At 73.4% G+C, this 16,349-nt stretch carries 14 protein-coding genes, 2 pseudogenes and 1 riboswitch; of the genes and pseudogenes, 9 read left to right on the top strand and 7 right to left on the bottom strand.

Annotation, left to right across the window (positions count from 1 at the left end; all coding sequences use genetic code 11):
* Positions 1–3: 3 nt before the first annotated feature.
* Positions 4–1,434: an aldehyde dehydrogenase gene (locus FGW37_RS09770; RefSeq protein WP_246430757.1), complete on the bottom strand. Its 1,431-nt coding sequence runs from the start codon at positions 1,432–1,434 to the stop codon at positions 4–6.
* 346 nt (positions 1,435–1,780) lie between these two features.
* A riboswitch (cobalamin riboswitch) is annotated at positions 1,781–1,908 on the top strand.
* Positions 1,909–2,120: 212 nt separating this feature from the next.
* Here FGW37_RS09770 and FGW37_RS09775 point away from each other — a divergent pair.
* The 5 genes and pseudogenes from FGW37_RS09775 to FGW37_RS09795 all read left to right on the top strand — a co-directional run bounded on the left by FGW37_RS09775 (position 2,121) and on the right by FGW37_RS09795 (position 8,764).
* Positions 2,121–3,398, top strand: a complete 1,278-nt coding sequence (locus tag FGW37_RS09775) for an SCO2321 family membrane protein (RefSeq protein WP_179080710.1) — start codon at positions 2,121–2,123, stop codon at positions 3,396–3,398.
* Positions 3,395–4,123: an SCO2322 family protein gene (locus tag FGW37_RS09780; protein WP_246430335.1), complete on the top strand. Its 729-nt coding sequence runs from the start codon at positions 3,395–3,397 to the stop codon at positions 4,121–4,123. Before FGW37_RS09775 ends, FGW37_RS09780 begins: the two co-directional genes overlap by 4 nt.
* Positions 4,120–5,295: pseudogene (locus tag FGW37_RS09785) on the top strand (energy-coupling factor transporter transmembrane component T family protein); the annotation flags it as partial. The gene FGW37_RS09780 and the pseudogene FGW37_RS09785, both read left to right, overlap by 4 nt.
* An 878-nt stretch (positions 5,296–6,173) precedes the next feature.
* A complete protein-coding gene (locus FGW37_RS09790) occupies positions 6,174–7,871 on the top strand; it encodes an ABC transporter ATP-binding protein (RefSeq protein WP_179080711.1) in 1,698 nt (565 codons plus the stop codon).
* Positions 7,872–7,912: 41 nt separating this feature from the next.
* Positions 7,913–8,764: an ECF transporter S component gene (locus FGW37_RS09795; protein ID WP_246430758.1), complete on the top strand. Its 852-nt coding sequence runs from the start codon at positions 7,913–7,915 to the stop codon at positions 8,762–8,764.
* Positions 8,765–8,847: 83 nt separating this feature from the next.
* Here FGW37_RS09795 and FGW37_RS09800 read toward each other — a convergent pair whose 3' ends face one another.
* The 5 genes from FGW37_RS09800 to FGW37_RS09820 form a co-directional block, all read right to left on the bottom strand.
* Positions 8,848–9,936 carry an amidinotransferase gene (locus FGW37_RS09800; protein WP_179080713.1) on the bottom strand — a complete coding sequence of 363 codons (1,089 nt, stop codon included), beginning with the start codon at positions 9,934–9,936 and terminating at the stop codon, positions 8,848–8,850.
* Positions 9,937–10,002: 66 nt separating this feature from the next.
* Positions 10,003–10,542, bottom strand: coding sequence for a GNAT family N-acetyltransferase (locus FGW37_RS09805; RefSeq protein WP_179080714.1), 540 nt, complete (start codon positions 10,540–10,542; stop codon positions 10,003–10,005).
* A 62-nt stretch (positions 10,543–10,604) separates the two neighbouring features.
* A complete protein-coding gene (locus FGW37_RS09810; protein ID WP_179080715.1) occupies positions 10,605–10,790 on the bottom strand; it encodes a hypothetical protein in 186 nt (61 codons plus the stop codon).
* Positions 10,790–10,933, bottom strand: coding sequence for a hypothetical protein (locus FGW37_RS09815; RefSeq protein WP_179080716.1), 144 nt, complete (start codon positions 10,931–10,933; stop codon positions 10,790–10,792). The genes FGW37_RS09810 and FGW37_RS09815 overlap by 1 nt, the downstream gene beginning before the upstream one ends.
* A complete protein-coding gene (locus FGW37_RS09820) occupies positions 10,926–11,153 on the bottom strand; it encodes a hypothetical protein (RefSeq protein WP_179080717.1) in 228 nt (75 codons plus the stop codon). Before FGW37_RS09820 ends, FGW37_RS09815 begins: the two co-directional genes overlap by 8 nt.
* A gap of 134 nt (positions 11,154–11,287) precedes the next feature.
* Here FGW37_RS09820 and FGW37_RS09825 point away from each other — a divergent pair, with 134 nt between their 5' ends.
* From FGW37_RS09825 to FGW37_RS09840, 4 genes and pseudogenes are all read left to right on the top strand, one after another.
* Positions 11,288–12,628: an NsdA family TPR-like regulatory protein gene (locus tag FGW37_RS09825; RefSeq protein ID WP_179080718.1), complete on the top strand. Its 1,341-nt coding sequence runs from the start codon at positions 11,288–11,290 to the stop codon at positions 12,626–12,628.
* Positions 12,629–12,662: 34 nt separating this feature from the next.
* Positions 12,663–12,977, top strand: a complete 315-nt coding sequence (locus FGW37_RS09830; RefSeq protein ID WP_179080719.1) for a putative quinol monooxygenase — start codon at positions 12,663–12,665, stop codon at positions 12,975–12,977.
* Positions 12,959–13,519, top strand: a pseudogene (locus FGW37_RS09835) (GntR family transcriptional regulator); the annotation flags it as partial. The gene FGW37_RS09830 and the pseudogene FGW37_RS09835, both read left to right, overlap by 19 nt.
* Positions 13,520–13,688: 169 nt before the next feature.
* Complete coding sequence (locus FGW37_RS09840) at positions 13,689–14,975, top strand: phosphatidylserine decarboxylase family protein (RefSeq protein ID WP_179080721.1); 1,287 nt, start codon at positions 13,689–13,691, stop codon at positions 14,973–14,975.
* Positions 14,976–15,063: 88 nt separating this feature from the next.
* Here the strand turns inward: FGW37_RS09840 and FGW37_RS09845 are convergent, their stop codons facing one another.
* Positions 15,064–16,233 (bottom strand): steroid 3-ketoacyl-CoA thiolase, encoded by a 1,170-nt coding sequence (locus tag FGW37_RS09845; protein ID WP_179080722.1) that lies wholly within the window; start codon positions 16,231–16,233, stop codon positions 15,064–15,066.
* Positions 16,234–16,349 lie beyond the last annotated feature (116 nt).

Consider the following 16,349-nt stretch of genomic DNA (forward strand, 5'->3'; position numbering starts at 1 on the left):
CGGTCACGCCCCTCCCCCGGCGGGCTCCCCGTGCCCCGCCGGCAGGTGGATCGTCTTGTGCTCCAGGTACTCGGCGAAGCCCTCGGGCCCGAACTCCCGCCCCAGGCCGGAGTTCTTGTAGCCGCCGAAAGGGCCGAACATGTCGAGGCCGAAGGTGTTGACCGAGTACGTGCCGGTGCGCACGCGGCGGGCGACCTCGATGCCGCGCTCGGCGTCACCGGTCCAGACGCTGCCGGAGAGCCCGTAGTCGGAGTCGTCGGCGATGTGCACGGCCTCCTCCTCCGTGTCGTAGGGCAGCAGGCAGATCACGGGGCCGAAGATCTCCTCGCGGGCGATCCGCATGGCGTTGGAGACGTCGCCGAAGAGGGTGGGCTCGACGTACCAGCCCGTGCCGCGGTCCGCCGGCCGGCCGCCGCCGGCGAGCACCTTGGCGCCCTCGCGCTGCCCGAGCGCGATGTACTCCAGCGAGCGCCGCCGCTGCCGCTCGGCGACGAGCGGGCCGACCTGGGTGGCGGGGTCGAGGGGGTCGCCGACGACGAGGGCGGAGGCGGCCGCGGCGAAGCGCTCGGCCAGCTCTGCGTAGTGGGCGCGGGGGGCGAGGATGCGTGTCTGGGCGACGCACGCCTGCCCGTTGTTCATCCAGGCGTTGGGGACGATGCCGGTGACGGCCGCGTCCAGGTCGGCGTCCGGCAGGATGATCGCCGCGGACTTCCCGCCGAGCTCCAGGGTGACGCGGGTGAGGTTGCGTGAGGCGACCTCCATGACGCGCTTGCCCGCCGCGACCGAGCCGGTGAAGGCCACCTTGTCGACGCCCGGGTGGCCGACGAGGTACTCGCTGACCTCGCGCTCCGCGGGAAGGATGGACAGCACCCCCTCCGGCAGGCCCGCCTCGGTGACGATCTCCGCCAGCAGGTAGGCGTCCAGGGGCGTCTCGGGCGAGGGCTTGAGCACCACCGAGCAGCCGGTCAGCAGCGCGGGCGCGAGCTTGGCCGCGGCCACCAGCTGGGGCATGTTCCACGGCACGACGGCCGCGACGACGCCGACGGGCTCGCGCCGCACCAGCAGCGGCCCGAGGGCGCCCGCCCGCCGCTCCTCGTAGGGCAGGTCGCGGGCGACGGCGACGGCGCAGTCCCACACCATCATCGCGCCGAGGGCCTGGGCGAGGACGCTCCAGGAGTAGGGGGAGCCGTTCTGGGCGGAGACGGTACGGGCCAGCTCCTCGTGCCGGGCGGCGATGCCGTCCTTGATCCGGGTGACGACCTCGATGCGCTCGGCCGCCGGCAGGTCCGCCCAGATCCCGGAGTCGAAGGAGGTGCGGGCCGCGGCCACGGCGCGGTCGACGTCCTCGCGCGAGGCGTGCGGGACGCGGCCGATGACCTCCTCGGAGTGCGGCGACACCACGTCGATGACGGCGCGGCCGGCGGGGTCGGTCATGGTGCCGCCGATGAAGAGCTGCCCGTGCTCGATCAGTCCGTTCCCGTCCCGGTCCGGGTCCCGGTTCAGGTCCCGGTCCGGGTCCCGGTTCAGGTCCCGGTCCGGGTCCCGGTTCAGGTCTCGGTTCATGTCCTGGTTCATGCCCGATGCCTCCCGCGCGTCTGCGGAGCCCTGAGCGTCGAATCTGACGCTGCATCAGACAGTTAGCAGCTCCCCCGGCGCCGAGGCAACGGGGGCGACGGGCCCGGCGGGGCCGGGCGGGGCCGGTGGACGGCCGACTCGGCGGGGCCTGCGGGGGCCCGGCGGAGCCGCCGGCCGCCCCGCTCACCGGACGGCCGGGCCCCGACCCGGCCGGTTCCCGGCCGGTTAAAGTGTCCGTGACAACTTCATCCCGCCTCGGAACGGGGAAAGCCGGTGCAAATCCGGCGCTGACCCGCAACCGTGACTACGGCCCGCCGCCCCGGCACGGCCGTACGAGCCGGACCACCCGGGCCAGGCGGCAGGCTTCCGGAGCCGGTCGTACCGCCTGGCGGTGCCGCCCGGTCCACCGGCACCGTCGAGGTATGCGGAGCCGAGCCCGGTGCCACCGCGCGAAACTCGCGGGGCGGCAGCCGCGCACGGCTGCGCCACCGCGCACCCCGGCACGCCGGCCACCGCAGTGACACCCACCCGAGAGGCACGACCCCATGGCCCCCTCCCTCGTCGTCCACGCGCGCCGCGGCGCCGCGGTCCTGGCCACCGCCGCCGCACTGAGCACGGCCGTGGTCCCCGCCGCCGTCGCCGCCGGCTCCCCGTCCCCGGCTGCCCCCGGGCTCTACGGCACGGCGGACCCCAAGTTCGACGGCGTCTTCCGGCAGTCCCTGGCCTTCATGGCGCAGAGCGCGACGGGCGTCGTCCCGGCCAAGCAGGCCGTCGACTGGCTCGCCGGCCAGCAGTGCGCGGACGGCGGCTTCCCCGGCTACCGCGCCGACACGAGCAAGGCGTGCGACCCCCGGAAGGACGAGTTCACGGACGCCACCGCCGCGGCCGTGCAGGGCCTCGCCGCCGTCGGCGGCCGCTCGGAAGCCGTCAAGAAGGGCCTCGACTGGCTCAAGGCCCACCAGAACGAGGACGGCGGCTGGGGCTACCAGGCCGGCAGCCCCAGCGACGCCAACTCCACCTCCATCGCCCTCGGCGCGTTCGCCGCGGCCGGCCAGGACCCGGCCAAGGAGGCCGCCAAGGGCGGCAAGAACCCCGTCGAGACGCTGCTGACCTTCCAGCTCGGCTGCGACGCGAAGGAGGAGGGCGAGCGCGGCGCGTTCGCGTACCTCAAGGACGACAAGGGGCTGCGCGCCGACAACCTCGCCAGCGCCGCCGCCGCGCTCGCCACGCGCGGCAAGGGCTACCTCGTCGAGCCCCTGAAGAAGGACGCCGACCAGCCGGTCAAGCCGCTGGAGTGCTCCGGCGACGACCCGGCGAAGCCCAAGGACGCCGCCGCTGCCGCCGAGGCCGTCGACGGCTACCTCGTGGCCGCCACGGACAAGAACGGCGGCTACCTGCTGCCGTCCATGCCCGGCGCCCCCGCCAAGCCCGACCAGGGCAACACCGCCGACGCCGCCCTCGCCCTCGCCGCCGGCGGCCACCGCTCGGCCGCCGAGAAGCCCCTGAAGTGGCTGCAGTCCAAGGAGAGCGGCACCGCCGAGTGGGCCAAGGACCAGCCCGGCCGCCTCGCCAAGCTGATCCTGGCCACCCGCGCGGCGGGCGGCGACCCGCGCGACTTCGCGGGCACCGACCTGGTGTCGCAGCTGAACGCCACGGGCCCGGCCCCGGAGAAGAAGGCCACCGGCGGCATGGGGACGAAGGAGGAGGAGAAGGAGGACGACTCCGTCACCGTCAACGTGTGGTGGATCGTGGGCGTCGGCCTGGCCTTCGGCGCCGGCATCGGCTTCCTGATCAGCGGCCGCAAGAAGAAGCAGCAGCTGTGACCCGAGCCGCTGCGGCACGCGGCACGGTGACGCGCGGCGGCGCGCTCGTCGCGCTCACCGCCGGGCTCGCCGCCGTGCTCCTCACCCTCCTCGGCACCGCCCCCGCGCAGGCCGCCGGGTACCGGTACTGGTCGTTCTGGCAGGGCTCCGGCGGGCAGTGGGCGTACGCCACGCAGGGGCCGGCCACGGCCCGGCCCGGTGACGGCGAGGCCGTCGGGTTCCGGTTCGCCGTCAGCGCGGACTCCTCCGAGGCCGCGAAGCCGCGCACCGCCGCCGACTTCGGGGCGGTCTGCGACCGTACGCCCGCCAAGGACGGTACGAAGCGCGTCGCCGTCGTCCTCGACTTCGGCACGGCCGCGGACGCCCCCAAGGGCGAGACGCCGCCCGCCGCCCGCTCGGCCTGCGCCCAGGTGGGCGAGGACGCGACCGCGGGCGAGGCGCTGGCCGCCGTCGCCAAGCCGCTGCGCTACGACTCCTCCGCGCTGCTGTGCGCCATCGCCGGCTACCCGCGGACGGGCTGCGGCGAGCAGGTCGGCGGCGCGAAGAAGGAATCCCAGGGCACGGAGAGCGCACAGCCGGGCCCGGCCGGGAGCGAAGGCTCCGACGGCGCGGGCTCCGGCGACGACGGCGGCAGCGGCCCCTCGGCCGGTCTGATCGGCGGGATCGCCGCCGTGGTCGTCCTGGGCGCCGCGGCCTTCTGGCAGGCCCGCCGACGCCGCGGATGAGCGACAGGAAGAAGCCGCCGCGGGGCGGGGCAGGGGTGGGTGCCAGGGCTAGGGCCGGGGCCGGGGCCGGTGGTGGTGCCGGCGCCCGGGCCGGTGCCGGGGGCGCGCCCCTCACCTCGCGCGCCTCCGCCCTGCACGCGGGCGCCTGGTGGGTGTGGGCGCTCGGCCTGGCCGCGGCGGCCTCCCGCACCACGAACGTTCTGCTGCTCGGCCTGCTGATCGCCGTCGCCGGCTACGTCGTGGCCGCGCGGCGCACGGACGCGCCCTGGGCGCGCTCGTACGGGGCGTTCCTCAAGCTCGGCCTCGTCGTCATCGGCATCCGGCTCGTCTTCGCGATCGTGCTGGGCTCCCCGATCCCGGGCACGCACACGCTCGTCACCCTGCCGGAGGTGCCGCTTCCGGACTGGGCGCGGGGGGTGCGGCTCGGCGGCCGGGTGACGGCCGAGGGGCTGCTCTTCGCGTTCTACGACGGCATGAAGCTGGCCACGCTGCTGGTGTGCGTGGGCGCGGCCAACGCGCTCGCCAACCCGGCGCGGCTGCTGAAGTCCCTGCCCGGTGCGCTGTATGAGGCGGGCGTCGCGGTCGTCGTCGCGATGACGTTCGCGCCGAACCTCGTCGCCGACGTCCAGCGGCTGCGCGCCGCCCGCCGCCTGCGCGGGCGCCCCGACCGCGGCCTCGCCGCCCTCCTCCAGGTGGGACTGCCGGTACTGGAGGGCGCGCTGGAGCGTTCCGTGGCGCTGGCGGCGTCGATGGACGCACGGGGCTACGGCCGCACGGCCCAGGTGCCGCGCTCGGTCCGCCGCACCACGAGCGCACTCACGCTGGGCGGCCTGATGGGCGTCTGCGCCGGCACGTACGGGCTGCTCGCCGACCAGGGCGCGGGATACGGCATGCCCGTCCTGCTGGCCGGCCTCGCCGCCGCGCTGGCAGGCCTGTGGCTGGGCGGCCGCCGCTCCGTCCGCACGCGCTACCGGCCGGACCGGTGGGGCGTACGGGCCTGGCTGGTATCGGGCTCGGGCGTGGCGGTCGCGGCCCTGATGATCCAGGCGAACACCTACGCACCGGCTGCGCTGCACCCGCCGGCGGTCCCGCTGACGGCGCCGCAGCTGCCGGTGTGGCCGGCGGCGGCGATCCTGCTGGGCCTGCTGCCGGCGTTCGCGGCCCCGGCCCCGACGGGCCGCGCGCCGGGCTCCACACCGGGGGCGGGCCGCGCGCCGCGGAGTGCCCTTCCGGAGGCGGACCGCTCGTCTCGGGGCTCCGCGCCGGAGGCCGGCTGCGTGCCGCGGGCTGCCCTGCCGGAGGCAGACTCCTCACCGCACGCTGCCCTGCCGGAGGCGGACCGCTCACCGCGGGACTCCACGCCGGAGGCCGGCCAGACGCCGCAGGGCTCCACACCGGGGGCCGGCCGCGCGCCGCGGAGTGCCGTGCCGGAGGCAGACCCCTCGCCGCGGGGCTCCGCGCCGGAGGCCGGCTGCGTGCCGCGGGCTGCCCTGCCGGAGGCAGACTCCTCACCGCACGCTGCCCTGCCGGAGGCGGACCGCTCACCGCGGGACTCCACGCCGGAGGCCGGCCAGACGCCGCAGGGCTCCACACCGGGGGCCGGCCGCGCGCCGCGGAGTGCCCTGCCGGAGGCAGACCCCTCGCCGCGGGACTCCGCGCCGGGGCCGGGCCGGCCGGGCGCTACGGGGCCGGAGGCCGCCGGGCACCGCCGGACAGGCCCGTGGGGGCCGACCACCGCGGCGGCGGAGGGGCTTCCTCGGTCCCGCCCCTTCCCGAAACCGGGGCTGCGCCCCCGGCCCCCCGGCCGCCGGGGCGAAGCCGATGCCATGGCCGACCCCGGAGACCGGGGCCCAAGCTCCACCCCACCGCCCGGCGCCCGGGGCGAAGCCTCCGCCACCCCACCCCCCGGAGACCGGGGCGCCGTCCCGGGAGACGGTGAAAGGACGGGACCGGAGCATCCGTCTCCGCCGCAGCGGCGTGCAACCCCTACCGACGAGTCCGGCGGTGCCGGACCGGCCACCCGCCCGAGCCACCCCGAGGAGCCGTCCAAGTGATCCGCTTCGAGCAGGTGTCGGTCACCTACGACGACGCCGGCACCCCCTCGCTGCACGGAGTGGACCTCACCGTGCCCGAGGGCGAACTCTGCCTGCTCGTCGGCCCCTCCGGCGTCGGCAAGTCCACCCTCCTCGGCACCGTCAGCGGCCTCGTCCCGCACTTCACCGGCGGCACCCTGCACGGCCGCGTCACCGTCGCCGGCCGCGACACCCGTACCCACAAGCCGCGCGAACTCGCCGACGTCGTCGGCACCGTGGGCCAGGACCCGCTCGCGCACTTCGTCACCGACACCGTCGAGGACGAGCTCGCGTACGGCATGGAGTCCCTGGGCATCCCCCCGCACACCATGCGGCGCCGCGTAGAGGAGACCCTCGACCTGCTGGGCCTCGCGACCCTCCGCGACCGCCCCATCGCCACACTCTCCGGCGGGCAGCAGCAGCGCGTCGCGATCGGCTCGGTGCTGACCACGCACCCGAAGGTGCTGGTCCTCGACGAGCCGACGTCCGCCCTGGACCCGGGCGCGGCCGAGGAGGTGCTCGCCGTCCTGCAGCGCCTGGTTCACGACCTGGGCACCACGGTCCTGATGGCCGAGCACCGGCTGGAGCGGGTCGTGCAGTACGCGGACCGCGTCATCCTGCTGCCCGGCCCCGGCCGGGCCCCCGTCATGGGCGAGCCGGCCGAGGTCATGGCGGTGTCGCCGGTCCACCCGCCCGTCGTCGACCTGGGCCGGCTCGCCGGCTGGTCACCGCTCCCCCTGTCCGTACGGGACGCGCGCCGCATGGCGCCGCCGCTGCGGGAGCGGCTGGCCCCCCTGGCCCCGGCGGCCACGGCCGCCGCCCCGCAGGGCGCGGAGGGCGCAGAGGGCGCCGCGGCCCGTCCCCGCCGCGCCGGCTTCCTGCGCAAGACCCGCCGCACGGCGGACACCGGCCCCGCCCCCGCCGCGGCCGCCGCCGGGCTCGCCGTCCGGCACGGCCGCCTGGTGGCGCTGCGCGACGTGAACCTGTCCGTACGGGCCGGGGAGACGGTCGCGCTGATGGGCCGCAACGGCGCGGGCAAGTCCACGCTGCTGCGCACGCTCGTCGGCATGCACAGGCCCGCCGCGGGCTCCGTACGCGTGGGCGGCGCCGCCCCGCAGAGCACGTCCCCGGCGGAACTGCTGCGCCACGTGGGCCTCGTACCGCAGGAGCCGCGCGACCTGCTGTACGCGGACACGGTCGCGGCCGAGTGCACGGCTGCCGACGGTGACGCGGGCGCGGAGCCGGGCACCTGCCGCGCGCTCGTCTCCCGGCTCCTCCCGGACGTCTCCGGCACGACGCACCCGCGCGACCTGTCGGAGGGCCAGCGCCTCGCGCTGGCCCTCGCGGTCGTGCTGACGGCGCGCCCGCCGCTGATCCTCCTCGACGAGCCGACCCGCGGCCTCGACTACGCGGCCAAGCACCGCCTGGTGGAGATCCTGCGCGGCCTCGCCGCCGAGGGGCACGCGATCGTCCTGGCGACGCACGACGTGGAACTGGCCGCGGAACTGGCCCACCGGGTCCTCGTCATCGCCGACGGCGAGATCGTCGCGGACGGCCCGACGGCCGAGGTGGTGGTCTCCTCGCCGGCCTTCGCACCGCAGGTGGCCAAGGTCCTGGCGCCGCAGCCGTGGCTGACGGTGGGACAGGTGCGGGACGCACTGGAGGCGGGCTCGTGAAGGAGGCGGCACACAACCGCGAGGACCCCGCACCCGACGGGGTGGACTCCGCACCCGACCGCCAAGCGCGAGCGATCCGCCTCGGCAGGCGCTCGATCGTGGCCCTGCTCCTCGTCTCCGCGACCGGGGTGGCGGCCTTCGGCTGGCCCCTGCTCGCCGGCTCCGCGTCGGGCCTGGCGCACTCCCAGGACGCGCCGTGGCTGTTCGCGGCGCTGCTGCCGCTGCTGCTGGCCGTCGTGGTGGCGGCCATCGCCGACTCGGGCCTGGACGCGAAGGCGATCGCGATGCTCGGCGTCCTGGCGGCGGCGGGCGCGGCCCTGCGGCCGCTGGGCGCGGGGACGGCGGGCATCGAGCCGATGTTCTTCCTGATGGTGCTGTCGGGCCGGGTCCTCGGCCCCGGCTTCGGCTTCGTGCTCGGTGCGGTGTCGATGTTCGCGTCGGCGCTGCTGACGGGCGGCGTCGGGCCCTGGATGCCGTTCCAGATGCTGTCGATGGGGTGGGTGGCCATGGGCGCGGGCCTGCTGCCCGGCCCCGACCGCCTGCGCGGCCCCCGCGAGGTGCTGATGCTCGCGGGCTACGGCGCGGCGGCCTCCCTCTTCTACGGCACGGTGATGAACCTCCAGGGCTGGCCGTACATCGGCTCGCTCGCCACGGGCGTCTCCTTCGTCCCCGGCGACCCGGTCCAGGAGAACCTCGCCCGCTTCGTCGCGTACTGCCTGGCGACGTCCCTGGGCTGGGACGTGCCGCGCGCGGTCGTGACGGTCACGGCGACGCTCGCGCTCGGCCCGACGGTCCTGAAGGCGCTGCGGCGGGCGACGCGGAGGGCGGCGTTCGACGCACCGGTGACGTTCGGCGGGCAGCCGCCCGGCAAGGAGACGCCCGCGAGGCGCTGACGGGGCTGCGCGGCGCGGGTGCCGAGACCGTACGCCGGGGTGCGGAGCGCCGGCTCGCCCGCGGGTCAGGGGAAACCCGCGGGTCAGGGGAAATACGATTCGAGCGTGCCGCGGCGCCGGACGTCGAGCGTCGCGCAGTGGAACGAACCGCCGAACGGCGCGTAGTGCAGCAGGTCGCACGGGACCGGCTCGAACCCCCACCGCTCCAGCGCGCGCAGCATGCCGGTGTGGTGCCGCTCCGCCACCACCCTCGTGCCGTCGATCACCAGAACGTTCAGGCTGAGCCACTTGCCGCACATCGAGGTGATCCTGAGCAGGCGCTCCTCGATCGGGTCGGGCTCGGGGGCGACCAGGACGTCCCAGGAACGCAGGACGCCGGGCAGCCGGTCGACGTCGATGTATTCGGGATTGACCAGCACCTTGCCGGGCGCGAGCGGAAGGAACGTCGTGTCGATGTGCATGGGCGTGCGGCAGCGGCTCTCGATCTCGTGGATGCGGTAGCCGGGCCCGAGGTGACGGCGCAGCCAGTCGATGCCCATGCGGTTGGTGACGTTGCTCCGCGTCACGAACAGGTCGCGTCCGGCGCGTACGAAATCCGCGGCGTCGAACACCGGCTCGAACTCGGTGAGGATGCGGCGCACGGGCTCGCCCGGCGCGGAGGCACGGAAATCCGCCTCGAACAGCGCGTCGGTGAGCTGCGGCTTCGGCGCCGCCGTCCACCGCGCGCCGCGCCGGAAGTAGTCCTTGAGGAGCGTGCGGTAGGGGTGGGTGTCGAAGTGGCGGCACGGCCATGCCATCGGGGTCTCGATGATCTCGTCGCCGATCACGAGCATGCTGTCGCGCGGACAGGCACTGCAGAAGCCGCGTGACGACCAGTCGGGGGTGCCGAAGCGCCGTCTGTGGTCGGCCGCGTCCGGGCGCCTGACCGTGACGCCGAAGGACTCCAGGAGGGCGATGAACCCGTCGAGCTCCTCCTGCGCCCGCTCGACCAGCACGCGCGGATACCTGAAGCCGGCGGCGAGCCTCTGCAACCGCGCCGCCCACGGCGGGATGTTGCAGGCCACGACGGGATGGGAGGAAGGGATCGTCGCGCCGTCGAGGCGCCCGACGATGACCTCTTCCAGCGGGTCCCACTCGTTGTGCGAACTGACCGGCGAAACGAGAGGCTCCACAGACGGTAACTTAGTGCATCCGAATCATTACCTGCGGCAGCACGCAAGGGCCTCGCGGGGCGCGCGTCAGGCCCGGAGCTCCTTGCCCATCCACACCTCGGCGTAGGGGTTGTCCTCGGGGGTGTTGTAGCGGGGAACGGAGGCGAACCCGTGCCGGGCGTACAGCGCGATCGCCTCCACCAGATCCTTCCGCGTGTCCAGCACGATCCGCTCGGCGCCCCACTCCCGCGCGACGGCCTCGGCCGCGGCCAGCAGTGCGGGCGCGGCCCCGAGCCCGCGCGCGGCCGACCGCACGAACATCCGCTTCAACTCGGCGGTCCCCCGCTCCCGATCGAACCACCGCAGCCCCAGGCACCCCATCGGCTCCCCGTCCCGCCGGGCGATCAGCAGCACCCCCTCGGGCGGGGCGAGAGTGTCATGCGGCTCCTCGGCGACATACCCCTCGACCTCCTCCGGCGTCGTGGTACGGCCTTCGTAGAGCAGGAACCAGCGATCGGCGACCTCGGTCATGTAATCCCGCATCAAGGCCACCGCCTCGGCGGAACGGACGGGCTGCGGGGCGACGACCCAGGGCCGGGGGGAGGGCGAGACGACGGTGCCGGTCATGCGGGCATGGTCGCACGGGGGTTCGGGGAGCGCGCCCGAATTTCGGGCGCCCCGGCCCGCGCTCAGACGAGGCCGACGCCGGCCTGGGCCTTGATGGTGTCCACGGCTTCATCCGTGAGCCACCGGAGGGGAACCACGGTCCACCGGTCACGCCTGCGCATGACTACGGCCTTACCGTCCGAGGTGGTCTCGCACCGCATGAAGCCCTGCTCCCGCAGGTCCTGGATCAAGTCCTCGCCTCGCTTCATCACCCGTCCCGGTCCTTGTCGTCTGCCGCCGAGCTGTGGAGGTCACCGTTCTGGGAGACACGGGCGTCGGCATCGGTGACCTGATCCTGGTTGGCCTGCGGGTCCCACGGCTCTCCCGCGTTCTCGAAGTCCTTCTTACCCATTGTCGTGTGCTCCTTCCGGTACGGCGTGGTCCAGCCGCCAGTGGTTACGGAACCTGCTCAGGGCGTCGACGGCCTCGTTCGTACGCTCTCCGGCCGCGGATGCCGCGCGCCAGGCCGCATTCAGCTCGGAGCATCTGCCGCAGCCCGACCAGTGCGTGCCGTCACTGTTGGCCATGTCCTCCCGGGTGTCCACCACGTCTGCGCCCACTCGATACGTCACGGCGCCGTTCCTCCTGCCAGATGCCGCCTGACCTGCCTTTACGTCTACGTAACCGCACGGCTTCGCAGAGCGGTACCGTTGGCGGAGCACCGGCACTTGAATCCCTTTAAAGTCCGCAAGAGCACGTGGAGTTGATGGGTGTGGGAGAGCGGAAGAACGAGGGCCTGGCGCGGCTGCTGGGCGAGAGTCGCTGGACCTACCGTCAGTTCGCCATGGCAGTCAACCGGCTGGGGACCGAGACCGGCTCACCCGTGAAGTACGACGAGTCGTCCGTGCACCACTGGCTGAGCGGCACGCTCCCGAGGAAGGCCGTACGGCCACTGGTGCTGGAAGCGCTGGCGCGCAAACTGCGCCGTCCGGTAACGCACGCCGAAGCGGGATTCCCTGCACCTGAGCCGAAAGCCGCCGCACCCACGAGCACCGTGGAAGGGCTGGTCGACCTCGGGCGGCTGGACATGGACCCGTCCCGGCGGGGCGTCCTGGGCGCCGGACTTTTCTCCGTGGCCTTGACCATTCCGGGCTGGCAGGACGTCGTCGGTCGCGCGGAGGCGGTGCAGAGCGGGCGGGCCGCGCGCATCGGGCAGGCCGAGGTCGACATGGTGGTCGCCATGACCGAACGGATTTCCGAGCTGGATGACCAGTTCGGGGGCCGGCACGCCCGCCCCATGGCGGCGACGTTCATGGTCAACACCGTGGCCGCATACCTGCGGGCGGACGCCACCCCGGAAGTGCGGAAGGGGATGCTCTCGGCCGCAGCGGACCTCTCGTACCTGACGGGGTGGATGGCCGTCGACGAGGGCTACCACGGTCTCGCGCAGAGCTACTACACGCGGGCGCTGGAGCTCGCCGGTGCCGCGCACGACTACCTGACCTACTGCACGACCCTCCGTGGCATGAGCGTCCAGGCCGTGGACCTGGGTCACGCGGGCCCGGCCATGCAGCTGGCGGACGCCGCCGCAGCGGCGTCCCCGCAGGCCGGCCCGCGCATGCGGGCGTTCCTCGCAGGACAGCAGGCGCACTCAGCGGCCCTGGCGGGCGACCACCGCAACGCTCTGCGCTACCTCGATGAGGCCGAAGTCGCCATGGAGAAGGCCGAGGCCCGCGAAAAGGCATTCGGCTCCTACGGCCCGTCATCGCTGCTCTACCACGTCAGTCAGGTGAGGTACGGGCTCGGCGACATCCGCGGCTCCATCGTCTCGATGGAGGACTCGCAGAAACTACGGCGGGGCGATCACCGGCGCAGCCGCGTCCGTTTCAGGTCCCTGACGGCCGAGCGTCAGCTGGAGGTCGGCCACTTGGAGGCGGCCTGCGCGAGCTGGCACCTCGTTCTGGACGACTACCCGCTTGTCCACTCGGCCGCCTGTGACGACCGCGTGGACAAGATGCGCGGGCTCATCCGCCCCCACCTCAAGAACGCCAAGGCCCGCGAGCTCTACGACCGCGCCATGACCATAAAGCGCCCGGTGGCTGTGTAGCCCGTACCGTAACCCCACACAGGAGGAGGCGGCCATGACCGCAGGATTCGGCCTGGTCGTGCGCTTCACGCTGCGGGATGCCGACGCCGCGGAAGCCTTCGACGCGCTGGTGTCCCGCACCCTGCAAGGGATCCGGCAGCACGAGCACGGGACGGTCGTCTACGTGAACCACCGCGTGCCCGGCGAGCCGGACGTGCGGCTCTTCTACGAGTTGTACGCGGACCGCGCCGCGTTCGACGCCCACGAGCGCCAGCCGCACACCCGGCACTTCCTGGAAGCGCGCGAGCAGTTCGTGGCCAAGACCGAGGTGACCTTCCTGGAGTGCCTCGACGGAAAGCCGCAAGCATGACAGGGCAGTCGTTCCGGCCCATCCAGCGGCGAGGCATCCAGCGGCTGACGGAAGACACCTGGGCCTCGGGCCGGTCCATATGGTCGGCCGATGCCGGCGATCGCGACCTCGCGGTGGACCGCATCGAGGTCACCGAAAAGCCGGCGCCGGAGCATGTGGCCTCGGCCCTCGGGCTGACTCCCGAGAGCGCCGTCTGCGTGAGGAGCAGGCGCTTCGTCCTCGACGGCAGGCCGGTCCTGCTTTCCGTTTCCTACCTCCCCGCCGGCCTCGTGGCCGGGTCTCCGATCACCCGGGAGGACACCGGCCCCGGAGGCTCCTACGCGCGCTTGGCGGAACTCGGAGCCGCGCCTGTGCGCTTCCGCGAGGAGATCCGGTGCCGGATGCCTTCGGGTGACGAGGCCGACCGGCTCGGTCTGGCGTCGGGGACCCCGGTCATCCTGATCTGCCGCACGGCCCTCACCGAAGGCGGGCGAGCCGTCGAGGTCAACGAGATGACGCTCGACTCGGCTTCGTACGTGCTGGAGTACGAGTTCGACCGGTAGCAGTGCCACTCCGCTGGCCCGCGCCTCGCCCAGGTCCCTGGCCCGATCCGCACTACCCCCGCCCCCTGACCGATTCCCGCCGATGCGGCCCCCGAAAGCTCGCTGTACGTTCGCCAGCGTCCTTTCGGGGGTTCCGTTCGCGGGGCCGGGCTCAATGAGGAGCGAGGTCATGGCTGCTGTCGTCACGGCGCAGGAACTGCACGCGCGCTACCAGAGCACGTTCGGGCGGGTAGGCGGTTACCTGCCGCGCAACCCCCTCGCGATCGACGAGTTCCAGAAGGGTCTCGCCCAGCGGGCGGCGGACCTCAAGGACGATCTCGACCCCTCGGTGCGGGAGTTCGCGGAGCTCGTGCACTCGGACGGCATCGTGCGAATGTACGTGTCGCAGATGCTCCGGGAGGTTCCGGAGGAGCACCGGCACGTCCGCAGCGTCGACGAGCTGATCCAGCACCTCAACGTCATCGTCGGCTGGGCGCCGTCGTACAACCGGGACCCGCTGAAGCAGATCTTCCTGCCGATGTCGGCGCTCTTCGGGTACATGCGGCTGACGCCGTCCGGCGCCGTGGTGTTCCGGAACCAGGCGTTCGGCGAGAGGATCGACGCGATTCTCGGAAACTGGTGTGCGTACCTGGACAGCCGGGAGAGCGCGCACGTGCTCAACACGCGGGACTGGTTCTCCCAGCCGGCCGTCGAGCTCAACAGGCTCTACGAGTACGAGTGCTGGGACCACCGCGGCGAGGAGCACTGGGGCTTCGAGTCCTTCAACGACTTTTTCCACCGGGCCGTCAAGAAGGACTTCAGGCCGCTCGCCGGCAAGGACGACCCCTCGGTGATCGTCGCCTCCAACGACGGCACCGTCTACAACGTCCAGCGCGACGTGCCGAGGAGCGCCGACTTCTGGCTCAAGGGCCAGCCGTACTCGCTCGAGAACATGCTCTACGGGCGGGAGTGCAGGTCCGAGTACATCAGCGCGTTCGTCGGCGGCGACGTGTACCAGGCGTTCCTGTCGGTCAACAGCTACCACCGGTGGCACGTACCGGTGGACGGGACGATCGAGCACCTGGAGATCGTGCAGGGCTATCCGTTCAGCCACGTCGAGTCCGAGAGCCCCGACCCGACGACCTTCAGTCACTCTCAGGGCTACCAGGCGAACATCAGCACCCGCGGTCTGGCGTTCATCAGGACCGGTGCCGAGCTGGGGCACCGCATGGTGTGCGCCGTGGTGATCGGCATGGAGGAGGTCTCCTCGATCAGCTGGGCGCCGGGCGTCGAGGTGGGCGCCGCCGTCACGCGAGGCCAGGAGCTCGGCTGGTTCAGCTACGGCGGCTCCAGCATGGCCCTGGTCTTCCAGCAGGGCATCGTCGACGAGTTCACCGTCCCGTTCAACAACCCCGATCAACACCCGGACGACGGCCCCACCGTCTTCGTGAACTCGCAGATCGCGCGCGCCCGCTAGCGCGGCCGTGTGGGGCCGCCGAGTGGCGGCCCCACACCCAGCCCCTGGGCCGCGGCGCCGAACATCACAGCCGGCGCCACAGCCCGCGTCACAGCCGCTGAATGATCGTCCCCGTCGCCAGTGCCCCGCCCGCGCACATCGTGATCAGGGCGAACTCCTTGTCCGCGCGCTCCAGCTCGTACAGGGCGGTCGTGATCAGCCGGGCGCCCGTCGCGCCGACCGGGTGGCCGAGGGCTATCGCGCCGCCGTTGACGTTGATCTTCTGCAGGTCCTGTTCGAAGACCTGGGCCCAGGAGAGCACGACCGAGGCGAAGGCCTCGTTGATCTCCACGAGGTCGATGTCGCGGAGCGACATGCCCGCCTTGCCGAGGACGGCGCGCGTGGCGTCGATCGTGCCGTCGAGGTGGAAGTGCGGGTCGGCCCCGACGAGCGCCTGGGCGACGATGCGGGCCCTGGGGCGCAGCTTGAGCGCACGGGCCATCCGCTTGGACGACCACATCAGCGCGCACGCGCCGTCGGATATCTGCGAGGAGTTGCCGGCGGTGTGGACGGCGGTGGGCATGACGGGCTTGAGCCCGCCGAGCGCCTCGGTGCTCGTGTCGCGCAGCCCCTCGTCGCGGTCGACGAGCCGCCACATGCCCTGCCCCGCGTACTGCTCCTCCTCCGTCGTCGGCACCTGGACGGCGAACGTCTCCCGCTTGAAGCGCTCCTCGGCCCAGGCGCGGGCGGCCCGCTGCTGGGAGAGGAGGCCGAGCCCGTCGACGTGCTCCCGGGTCAGGCCGCGCTTGCGGGCGATGCGTTCGGCGGCCTCGAACTGGTTGGGCAGGTCCACGCTCCACTCGTCGGGGAACGGCTTGCCCGGCCCGTGCTTGGAGCCGCTGCCGAGCGGGACCCGGGACATGGCCTCGACGCCGCATGCGATGCCGATGTCGACGACGCCGCCCGCGATCATGTTGGCGATCAGGTGGTTGGCTTGCTGCGAGGAGCCGCACTGGCAGTCGACGGTGGTGGCCGCGGTCTCGTAGGGCAGGCCCATGGCCAGCCAGGCGGTGCGCGCGGGGTTCATGGACTGCTCACCGGCGTGGGTGACCGTGCCGCTGATGATCTGCTCGACGCAGTCGGGCTGGATCCCGGTGCGGGCGAGCACCTCCCGGTAGGTCTCACCCAGCAGGTAGGCGGGGTGGAGATTGGCGAGCGTGCCTCCGCGCCGGCCGATGGGGGTGCGTACGGCTTCGACGATGACGGGTTCCGCGGCCATGATTCGTCCTCTCGTGGCATCCGCTGGGCGTCCCGGCGCCCCCGGCAAACAAGAACACGTTCTTATTCCGCTCGTTCGCTCGCAGTCTTATGAGCGCTACCCCCGGTACGCAAGGG

This window comes from Streptomyces rectiverticillatus (genome assembly GCF_013394065.1).
Classification (GTDB): Bacteria; Actinomycetota; Actinomycetes; order Streptomycetales; family Streptomycetaceae; genus Streptomyces; species Streptomyces rectiverticillatus.